At 68.4% G+C, this 8,264-nt stretch carries 9 protein-coding genes; 5 read left to right on the forward strand and 4 right to left on the reverse strand.

What is annotated here, in order from left to right; all coding sequences use genetic code 11:
* Positions 1–65: 65 nt before the first annotated feature.
* A complete protein-coding gene (locus tag EKG36_RS18810) occupies positions 66–1,922 on the forward strand; it encodes a protein kinase domain-containing protein (protein ID WP_126486798.1) in 1,857 nt (618 codons plus the stop codon).
* A 3-nt stretch (positions 1,923–1,925) separates the two neighbouring features.
* On the opposite strand, the gene EKG36_RS18815 is transcribed toward EKG36_RS18810, so the two are convergent.
* The 4 genes from EKG36_RS18815 to EKG36_RS18830 all read right to left on the reverse strand — a co-directional run bounded on the left by EKG36_RS18815 (position 1,926) and on the right by EKG36_RS18830 (position 5,421).
* Positions 1,926–2,459: a winged helix DNA-binding protein gene (locus tag EKG36_RS18815; protein ID WP_126486800.1), complete on the reverse strand. Its 534-nt coding sequence runs from the start codon at positions 2,457–2,459 to the stop codon at positions 1,926–1,928.
* Positions 2,459–3,757: a TRAP transporter large permease gene (locus tag EKG36_RS18820; protein WP_126486801.1), complete on the reverse strand. Its 1,299-nt coding sequence runs from the start codon at positions 3,755–3,757 to the stop codon at positions 2,459–2,461. The genes EKG36_RS18815 and EKG36_RS18820 overlap by 1 nt, the downstream gene beginning before the upstream one ends.
* A 13-nt stretch (positions 3,758–3,770) precedes the next feature.
* Positions 3,771–4,322, reverse strand: a complete 552-nt coding sequence (locus tag EKG36_RS18825; protein WP_126486802.1) for a TRAP transporter small permease — start codon at positions 4,320–4,322, stop codon at positions 3,771–3,773.
* A 94-nt stretch (positions 4,323–4,416) separates the two neighbouring features.
* The gene (locus EKG36_RS18830) at positions 4,417–5,421 is read right to left on the reverse strand and encodes a TRAP transporter substrate-binding protein (protein ID WP_126486803.1); all 1,005 of its coding nucleotides are present in this window, start codon (positions 5,419–5,421) and stop codon (positions 4,417–4,419) included.
* A gap of 215 nt (positions 5,422–5,636) precedes the next feature.
* On the opposite strand from EKG36_RS18830, the gene EKG36_RS18835 reads away from it, so the two are divergent.
* From EKG36_RS18835 to EKG36_RS20875, 4 genes are all read left to right on the forward strand, one after another.
* A complete protein-coding gene (locus tag EKG36_RS18835; protein ID WP_126486805.1) occupies positions 5,637–6,392 on the forward strand; it encodes a 5-oxoprolinase subunit PxpA in 756 nt (251 codons plus the stop codon).
* Positions 6,389–7,108, forward strand: coding sequence for a 5-oxoprolinase subunit PxpB (gene pxpB, locus EKG36_RS18840; protein WP_126486807.1), 720 nt, complete (start codon positions 6,389–6,391; stop codon positions 7,106–7,108). Before EKG36_RS18835 ends, pxpB begins: the two co-directional genes overlap by 4 nt.
* Positions 7,105–8,040, forward strand: coding sequence for a 5-oxoprolinase subunit C family protein (locus EKG36_RS18845; RefSeq protein ID WP_126486809.1), 936 nt, complete (start codon positions 7,105–7,107; stop codon positions 8,038–8,040). The genes pxpB and EKG36_RS18845 overlap by 4 nt, the downstream gene beginning before the upstream one ends.
* A gap of 118 nt (positions 8,041–8,158) precedes the next feature.
* Positions 8,159–8,264: OadG family protein (locus EKG36_RS20875; protein ID WP_185827539.1), on the forward strand; the 106-nt coding region annotated here is incomplete at its 3' end.

Here is an 8,264-nt window from a genome sequence, read left to right on the forward strand (position 1 = left end):
GGGGAGGTGTCATGCTCCCCGGTGCCCGATACCATGGTGCAGGAAAGTCGCGAAGGGCGAGGCCGATGACCCAGCCGTTGCAGCAGTTCTATATCCCGGAAGACCAGTCGGTCTACCTGCTGAGCCACCACGACGCCCGCAAGCTCAAGGAGTGGGTAGCGCTGTGCCAGGCCCAGCTCGAGCAGCTGGGCTATAGGCATATCGAGCTGATCGGCAAGGGCGCCTACGGCTTCGTCTTTGCCGGCCTGACCGCCACTGGCGAGGAGTACGTCTTCAAGTTCACTCGGGTCAACCTGCCCCAGCACCTGCAGGACCGCCTCGAGGAGGAGGCCTTCATGCTGGAGCAGGTCGCCCATCCCCGGGTCCCCCGGCTGATCGTCTTCCAGCGGGTGCGCAATCAGTCGATCCTGGTGATGCAACGGGCGCCTGGGGTCAACCTGGAGGAGGTCTCGCTGCGCGAGGGGCAGCTGTCGCCGCGACTGATCGTGCGCATCGCCGACCAGCTCGCCGACATCCTGCGCGCCCTGCGCCGCGAGTCCGGGCCCTCCGGCAAGCCCGTGGTGCACGGCGACATCAAGCCGTCCAACCTAGTCTATGACGAGGCGCGCGAGACCATCGCGCTGATCGACTGGGGCTCCTCGGTGTTCGCCCAGCTCGACGCCGAGCTGCAGTTTGTCTCGGCCAACGTCATGGAGCTGATGTCGGACAACCTCCAGCAGACCAACGCCCGGCTTGGCGACGTCTACTTCATCGGCGAGGAGCAGCTCAACGGCGCGCTGTCCTCGCCGCGTTTCGACGAACAGGGGGCGGCCGGCACCCTCTATGCTCTGGCCTCCGCCCAGTCGTGCCGCTTCGGGCATCGCGCCATCCCGGCTACGTCACTCGGCCTGCCCATGGAGTTCGCCCGCATGCTCGACGGCATGCTGGACCCGGACCCCCGTACCCGCATGAAGGCGGGTGACCACTTCATCCGCGAGATGCCGCGACTGGGCAAGCTGGTGATGCTGGATCTGCCGAGCCCGCCGGAGGCGCCCATGGTGCCGGTCTGGACCCGGCCGGCCGACCGCGAGATCGACACCGTGGTCTACAGTTCGCGCAAGTCCTTCCTGCGCGAGGAGGGCGTACGCGAGACCTTGAACGACGTCAACGACGTCCAGCTGGATCGCTATTACAAGAACTTCATGCAGGGCATGGGCGAGACCGAGAAGGCCTTCCTGGCCGCGGTGAGCCGGCTCGGCAAGTACCCCGTGGTGGGCGGGCTGGCGGTGCGCTGGGAGGTCGATGGCGTCTATATCGATACCTCCCTGAACCTCCACGACCCGGCGCTCAAGCCGGCCTTCGTGGCTGCGGTCAACAACATGGTGACCCTCGCCCGGGCCATCCACCGGCGCGGCATCTTCAAGAGCTGCCTGTTCAATGCCCGGGACACCCTGCACCTGGACCGAGAGGGGCCCGACCGGCCCTTCGTGGTCTCGCCGGACCTTCGCCTGGCCTACGAAGTCAGCGCTGTCCCCGAGCTGGAGGATCGCTCGCGGCTGCACAGCTACTTCGAGGACGGGCCGGACCCGGAGGAGTTCCTGGTGCTGCCCGAGGCGATCATCACGTCCCTGGAGGCCCTCAACGAAATCCACCATACCGGCATGATCATCTTCGAGGCGTTGCCCGAGCACCTGAAGATCCACAGCCACTACCGCCTGCTCGACCCGTCCCGGGAGGATGAGTTCCGCCGCCGGCTGGATGACATCCTCGACGCCGTGGGGCTGATCGAGGGGCTCGGGGTCTCGGGGTTCATGAAGATGCCCTACAAGGACACCCGCTACTTCGCCCACGTGGCCCGCCAGCCGGAGCGCTTCTACCCCCGGGATCCCCGGTCAGCCCTGGAAGTCGCCCGGCGCGAGGCCGAGGCGGCACAGGGCGGCTGAGGCCTAGAGCGAGGCGGCGGAGCGCGCCGCCTGGTCGTAGAGCCCCGACATGGCTCGCAGGCTCGCGGCGATGCGGTGCAGGTCCTCGCGCTCGATGCCCAGCGTCGACAGCGAGTCGACCAGGCAGGCCTCGCGGATCTCCGCGTAGCGCTGGCAGGTCGCCCGCCCCTGGTCGGTGGTGCGAAAGAAGGTCTCCTTGCCGTGCTTCTCGCCTTCCACCAGCCCCAGCTTGCCCAGCTTCTTCAGCGCATAGGTCACCGTATGCGTGTCCTCCACGTTGAGTACCAGGCAGATATCGGCCTGACGCTTGGCGCGCTCCCGGTGGTTGATGCTGTGCAGCACCAGCACGTCGAGCGAGCCGAGCTCCGGCAGGCCGGCGGCGGTCATGCAACGCACCATCCAGCGCTGGAAGGCATGGCTGGCGATGATCATGCCGAACTCGAACTCCGAGAGCTCCTGGGCGTTGCGCGACAGGTGTTCCGAGGAGACGATCGGGCCGCGGGGCGACGCGGCGGTACGGCTGTCGTCCTGACTCATCAGTTGTTCCCCATGGCGGTGGGCAGGTAGGTGACGATCTCCGGGAAGACGCCGATCAGCACCACGCCGAGCATCATCAGGAAGAAGAAGGGCATGGCCGCCCAGGCGATGCTCAGGATGTTGCGGCCGGTCATGCCCTGGAGCACGAAGAGGTTGAAGCCGATCGGCGGGGTGATCTGCGACATCTCCACCACGATCACCAGGTAGATGCCGAACCAGATCAGGTCGATCCCCGCCGCCTCGACCATGGGCAGCAGGATCGAGGTGGTCAGCACCACCACCGAGATGCCGTCCAGGAAACAGCCGAGCAGGATGAACAGCACCGTGAGCGCCGCGAGCAGCATCACCGGCGACAGCCCCAGGGTGCCGATCCAGGCGGCCAGGTCGCTGGGCAGCCCGGTGAAGCCCATGGCGGCGGTCAGGAAGGAGGCGCCGGCGAGGATGAAGGCGATCATGCAGGAGGTGCGCACGGCACCGAGCAGCGCATCACGGAACACCCGACGGTCCATGCTGCCCTGGACCTTTGCCAGCAGCAGCGAGAGTACCACGCCCACGGCGGCGGCCTCGGTGGGCGAGGCCAGGCCGGCATAGATCGAGCCGATCACGCCGATGATCAGGCCCAGCATGGGGATCAGTCGCCGTGAGCGGCGCAGGCGCTCCCCCCAGCCGACCCGGGCATCGGCCGCCGGCACCTTGTCGGGATAGCGCCAGGCCCAGAGCATCAGGTAGCCGGCGAACAGGCTGATCAGCAGCAGGCCGGGAAAGATGCCGGCGATGAACAGCCGGGCGATGGACTGGTCGGTGGCCACGCCATAGACGATCAGGATGATCGAGGGCGGGATCAGCAGGCCCAGGGTCGCCGAGCCGGCCAGGGTGCCGATCACCAGCTGTTCGTCGTAGCCGCGACGGGTCAGCTCGGGGATGGTCATCTTGCCCATGGTGGCGCAGGTGGCGGCGGAGGAGCCGGAGACTGCAGCGAACAGCCCGCAGCCCACCACATTGGTATGCAGCAGGCGGCCGGGGATGCGCTGCATCCAGGGGGAAAGGCCGGTGAACATGTCGTCGGCCAGCCGCGAGCGGAACAGGATCTCGCCCATCCAGATGAACATCGGCAGGGCGGTGAGCTCCCAGCTGTAGCTGGCGCCCCAGATGTCGGAAGCCATCACGTCCCCGGTGGGGATGGTGGTGAACTGGCTCAGCGCGATCCAGCCCAGGCCCAGCAGCGAGAAGGCCACCCAGACGCCGCTGCCGAGCAGCACCAGCAGCGTCACGAAGAGCGTCGTGGTCAGTATCAGCATGGTCGGTTCTCGCTTATTCCTGGTTGCCGTCGTCGATGGTGAAATCCCCGGGGCGGCGCAGGGCGGTGGCCAGTGTCTGCCCCCAGGCTTCGCCCAGGGCCAGGCAGAACAGCACGATCCCGGCGAGCATGGCCGACTGCGGCAGCCACAGGGGGATGCTGAGCAGGCCGTAGGAGGTCTCGCCGAAGGCGATGCTGTCGGCCAGCAGGCGGTACAGGTACCAGGCCAGGTAGAGGCACAGGGCCAGGGCCAGGCTCAGGCAGAACACCTCGACGAAGACCCGCCAGTGGGCCGGCAGCCGGCCGATGACCAGGGTCACGCGGATGTGCGCCCCGTGGATGAAGGTATAGGCCAGCCCCAGGAAGGTCGCGCCCACCAGCAGGAAGCCGGAGATCTCGGCGAGCCCGGGAATGGTCAGGCCGATGCGGCCCACACCGATGGCGGTGGTCAGCAGGTCGATGAGGCGACCGAGGATCTGGGCGGTGATAAGCGTGCAGATCAGCACCAGGCAGGTGGCGGACAGGTAGCCGCCGAGGTTGTAGAGGGGCCTGAGTCGATAGGACATTTGGGGTACCCGAGGCTGCCGGGACGTGGCCCGGCAGGTTGGTGGTGGCAATCGAGGACGCGACCGGCGGGCAGATCCCGCCGGTCTGCCCCAGTCACTGCTTAGCGGCCCGGTAGGCCTCGAGGATGGTAGTGCCCTGCTCGCCGGCGCGCTCGGCCCACTCGTCGGTCATGGTGGCGCCGATCTCCTCGAGCTTGGCGGCGAGTTCCGGCGTCGGCGTGGTCACGGTGATGCCGTTCTCCTCGAGCACCGCCAGGGCCTCGTCGGTCTCCTCGCGGCTCATCTCCCAGCCCCGCTCCTCGGCTGTGGCGGCGGCGTCCAGCACGGCCTGGCGAGTCGTCTCGTCGAGCCGCGAGAAGGCCCGCTCGCTGACGATGACCATGTTCTTGGGTAACCACAGCTGGGCATGGTTGAAGTGGCTCAGGTAGTCCCAGGCCTTGGTGTCGGCGCCGGTGGCCGGCGAGGTGATCATGGCATCCACGCGGCCGGTGCTGAAGGCGGTGGGAATGTCCGGCACCTCGACCTGGGTCGGCACGGCGCCGGCCAGCTGGGCCAGCCGCTCGCTGGCCGAGTTGTAGGCACGCATGCTCAGGTTCTGCAGGTCCTCCGGCGCCTCGACGAGCTGGTTGGTGTAGATGCCCTGAGGCGGCCAGGGCACGGCGAACAGCAGGCGCAGCTGCTGCTCGGCGAGCTCCTCGGCGATGACCTCGCGGGAGGCCTCCCACAGGGTTCGGGCGTCCTCGTAGCTGGCCGCCAGGTAGGGGACCGAGTCCACCTCGAAGATGGCGTTCTCGTTGGCCAGCCGGGACATGATCAGCTCGCCGATGGGCACGATGCCGCGCCGTACCGAGTTCTTGATCTCGGCATGGCCGATCAGCGAGCCGTTGGAATGTACCGTGATGTCCAGCTCGCCATCGGTGGCGTCGCGGACATCGTCGGCGAACTCGCGGATATTCACGGTATGGAAGGTGCGGTCGCCGTAGGGCGTCGGCATGTCCCACTCGGTGGCGGCCTGGGCGTCGAGGCCCAGGGTGGCCAGGCCCACGCCCAGCGCGATGGCAGAGGCGAGCCGGGGCAGCGGCAGTTGACGGACGGTCATGAGCGGTTCCTCTCGCGGGTCGGTCTATTGTTATGGGGCAACGTGCGGCGTGATGGCCGCGCGATTCCATGGCTCTCGCTAGAGCATAGCGGGTGGAGGGGGAGAAGGTTATGCAGCAAGCGAGAGATACGTCAACGATATATAGACCAATTGATGATGTTATAGGAATAAAACATTGATAATTTATCGATGAAATTTTATCTGGAGAGATCCCCATGAAATCTCTGCTCCTCAACGCCGACATGGGCGAAAGCTTCGGGCCCTGGGTGATGGGGCTGGACCATGAGGTCATGCCCCACGTCGACCTGGCCAACGTGGCCTGCGGCTTTCATGCCTCCGACCCCGACGTGATTCGCATGACCGTTCGCCTGGCACGCAAGCATGGCGTGACGGTGGGCGCCCACCCGGCCTACCCGGACATGGTCGGGTTCGGGCGTCGCTCCCTGGCCTGCAGTCCCGAGGAAATCGAGAACCTTGTGCTCTATCAGGTCGGGGCGCTGGCCGGGCTGTGCCGGGCGGAGGGCGTCTCCATTGGCTACATCAAGCCGCACGGGGCGCTCTACAACGACATGATGCGGGACCCCGAGATCCTCGCCGCCGTGATGCGGGCGCTGGTGGCCTACGACGCCGACCTGCCGCTGATGGTCATGGCCACCCGGGATCCCTCCGAAGCGCGGAAGCTGGCCGACGAGCAGGGCGTGACCCTGTGGTTCGAGGCCTTTGCGGACCGCGCCTACGATGGCGAGGGACGGCTGATCTCGCGGCGCGAGCTGGGCGCCGTCCATCACGATACCGAGGTCATCGTCGACCAGGCCCGGCGCATCGCCCGGGGGGAGCCGCTGGTCGCCAGCGACGGCAGCGAGCTGGTGCTGGCGGCGGATACCCTCTGCGTGCACGGTGACAACGCCGAGTCGATCGCCGCCATCAAGGCCATCCGCGCGGCCTTGAGCGAAGCGGGGGAGGCCGGATGAGGGCCATGCGATTGCCACGGCTCGAGTCCGCCGGTCTCGACGGCTGGCTGGTGCGCCTGTTCGAGGAGATCGACGAGGCCAACATGCCCTGGATCACCGCCCTGGTGCGGGACTGCGAGGCGGCCTTCGGCGAGGCGCTCGTCGACCTGGTGCCGTCCTACACCACCTTGCTGGTGGTCTTCGACCCGCTGGCGCTCTCGCCTGGCGAGGCACACCGGCGTCTGGCGGGCGTGGTGGCGTCCCTGCGCCCCGACGAGGCGGCCGAGGGAGCGCCGCTGAGGGAGTTGCCCACCTGGTACGACCCCTCGGTGGGACCGGAGCTCGCCCGGCTCGCCGAGCGCAGCGGGCTGAGCGTGGAGGAGGTCGTCGAGCGGCACAGTGAGGCCACCTACCGGGTCTTCGCGCTGGGCTTCGCCCCGGGGTTCGCCTTCATGGGCAGTGTGGAGGAGCGCCTGGCGTGCCCCAGGCTCGAGACGCCCCGCAAGCGTGTGCCCGCGGGCAGCGTGGGGATCGCCGGTCGCCAGACGGCGGCCTATCCGATGGCCTCTCCGGGCGGCTGGAACCTGATCGGTCGCACCGCCGCGGTACTCTTCGACCGGGACCGCGAGGGCTTCAGCCTGCTGCAGGTGGGCGACAGGGTGCGCTTCGTGCCCGTGACGCGGGACGAGTTCGCCCGCCTGGGCGGTGATATCACGGCCATGGAGGACAAGCGATGAGCGATGCAGTGCCGGGATTTCGCGTGCGCCGGGCCGGCCCGCTGGCGCTGCTGCAGGATGCCGGGCGTTTCGGCGTGCGACGGCTGGGCGTGACCCAGGGCGGCCCCGCGGACCTGCATGCCTGGGCCTGGGCCAACCGCCTGGTGGGTAATGGCTGGGGCACGACGGCGCTGGAGGTCACCTTCGGCGGGCTGGCGCTCGAGGCCGCGCGCGACCTGACGCTGGCGGTCTGCGGGGGCGACCTGGGGGCGACCCTGGACGATGCGCCGCTGCCGCTGTGGCGTGGTCTGCGGGTGCGGGCCGGGCAGGTGGTGACCTTCCGTCAGCCGGTCGCCGGGTTGAGGGCCTACCTGGCGGTGGCCGGCGGCTTTCGCGCCGACCCCGTGCTCGGCAGCACGGCCTGTGTGGTCCGCGAGGGGCTGGGCGGCCATGACGGCCACGGGCAGCCGCTGACGGAGGGCGACCGCCTGGACACCAGCGCCGCGGCCCAGGACGAGCGCAGCGAGGCGGCGCCGGCCGAGGTCCGCCCCGACTACGCCGCGGTGCCGCACCTGGCCCTGCTGCCGGGGGCCCAGATCGGCGAGTTCGACGGCCTGAGCCTGTACCGGGCCTTCAACACCGCCTGGCGGGTCGACGATAGGGCCGATCGCATGGGGGTGCGGCTGACCGGTCCCCGTCTGCACTGCCGGCTGGAAACCCTGGTCTCGGAGGGGCTCGGGTTGGGTGCGGTCCAGGTGCCGCCGGATGGTCAGCCCATCGCCCTGCTCAATGATCGCCAGACCATCGGTGGCTATCCACGGCTGGGGGCGCTGACGCCCCTGGCCTGCGCGCGGCTGGCGCAGTGCCTGCCGGGCCAGGAGGTGCGCCTCACCGCGGTGGCGGCCGAGCGGGCGCTGGCCGAGCATCGCCGCTTCCTCGCGGCCGTTCGCTGACCCTGCCCGACCTCGCCCTCCCGAAGGGAGGGCGGGACCACATTGTCACGATTCGGCGTCGCGAATCCTGCTTCGTGGGCGCCTGGGGAAGATAGCCGAGTTTCGAGGAGATTTCCGCATGCAGGACATGCAGCTGTTGAACGAGGGCTTCGCCCTGATGGGGCTCGGCATGGGCTTCGTGTTTGTTTTTCTTACCGTGCTAGTGATCGTCACGACCCTGATGT

It is taken from the genome of Halomonas nitroreducens, from assembly GCF_003966155.1.
Lineage (GTDB): Bacteria > Pseudomonadota > Gammaproteobacteria > Pseudomonadales > Halomonadaceae > Halomonas > Halomonas nitroreducens.